2 protein-coding genes are annotated in these 1,378 nt (G+C 41.7%); one reads left to right on the forward strand and one right to left on the reverse strand.

The genetic code is table 11. The annotated features are described in order from the left end of the window. Positions 1-34: 34 nt before the first annotated feature. A complete protein-coding gene (locus tag Q0212_RS06750; RefSeq protein ID WP_297923862.1) occupies positions 35-667 on the reverse strand; it encodes a neutral/alkaline non-lysosomal ceramidase N-terminal domain-containing protein in 633 nt (210 codons plus the stop codon). A gap of 197 nt (positions 668-864) precedes the next feature. Here Q0212_RS06750 and Q0212_RS06755 point away from each other — a divergent pair. Next, positions 865-1,378 (forward strand): SDR family oxidoreductase (locus Q0212_RS06755; RefSeq protein ID WP_297923864.1); only part of this gene is annotated, 514 nt, incomplete at its 3' end.

Here is a 1,378-nt window from a genome sequence, read left to right on the forward strand (position 1 = left end):
AAACAACCTAAATAAGTAGGTTTAGATAGATTTTTCATATACAGTGTGTAACCCCAAACAACGACACAAACGCCGCTACTTGTCCTTGATGACGAATCGCTAAAACAGGCATTTCTCGGTTTAAGGCTAAATGACATTGCTGATGATTTAATTTGCTCACTTCAGGATTACGATTATACGCCTCTAACGAACGATTCCATGCCACTGCTGTCGTTTCGGCAAATGCCGCATGTGCTAAGCTCAGCTCCACAGCTTGTAAATGAGTACGTGCGGCTAATAATGCCTCAACCGTTGCTAACACAATTTGCTGTAAATTATCAGGCACAAAACCGGGGGTCACCACATTATACAAGGCATCATGAGTGCATCCGCCCGGCCCTGAATGGGTATGGGTACAGGTTAAGACCAAACGCTCTGGGTTAAAGCTATCGCCAATTGTGTCTTGGAGCTGACGAATAATTGTGCTGCGCATGGCATAAGTAATGTAGCCCAAATCTAAACAACAAAAGGCTATTTCATTACCCTGTTCATCTGCCAACCAAATAGCACGCGCAAACAACGGCGTTTGTTGTCCCCATGCACGGTTATGCCACATACCATAGCCCATCATCGCATAGCCTTGCGCTTTGACTAATATCTCGCACTTACTCCAACCTGCTTTAAACATGGCCAACCCTCAAAACCTGAATTATTATCAGCTTTAATAGTCGCATATCTCTACTTTTTGTCAATACGTGCACTTAACTTCTTTAGACAAACAAAAAATCTAATCGTTAACCGTATTCTCAGATTGATTTTTAGTCAATCCAGCTGTAACCTGACATATATTCAGCTTTATAACAACAATAGCAAATGGAGCTTTTTATGAAAGACATGCAATTTACCCATAAATGGGTCTTAGTGACAGGTGCATCGTCAGGGCTTGGCTTAGAAATGGCCACGCAACTTGCTGAGCAACATCAGGCTAACTTGATTTTGGTTGCCCGTCGTGAAGCGCAATTATTGGCTTTAAAACAACGCTTAGAACAAAACTCTGGCATTCAATGTCATGTGATTGCTGCCGATTTATCACTTGCTGACGACGTTGAACGTGTTTATCAACAAGCCACCCAACTGGCTGATATTTATGGTGTAATTTTGAATGCAGGGGTGACCCATTTTGGCGAACATCACGAATTAGCATGGCCTGATTTTGAAAAAATGCTTGCGCTAAACGTTACCAGTGTTGTGCGTTTACTTACTTTATTTAGCCAATATCTGAAAGACAAAAATCAAGGTGGAGGCATGATGGTGATTAGTAGCATGGCAGGTTTGTTGCCTGTTCCGTTCCATAAAACTTATCAAAACCTACTTATTGTAGAACAAATAGGCTTTGTGT

Origin of the sequence: uncultured Agitococcus sp. (assembly GCF_937920075.1) — a bacterium.
In the GTDB taxonomy this organism is placed as follows: Bacteria; Pseudomonadota; Gammaproteobacteria; order Pseudomonadales; family Moraxellaceae; genus Agitococcus.

Bases quoted from the DNA above. Each gene is read 5' to 3' on its own strand.
- Q0212_RS06750 (WP_297923862.1), bottom strand. From the start codon at position 667: ATGTTTAAAGCAGGTTGGAGTAAGTGCGAGATATTAGTCAAAGCGCAA.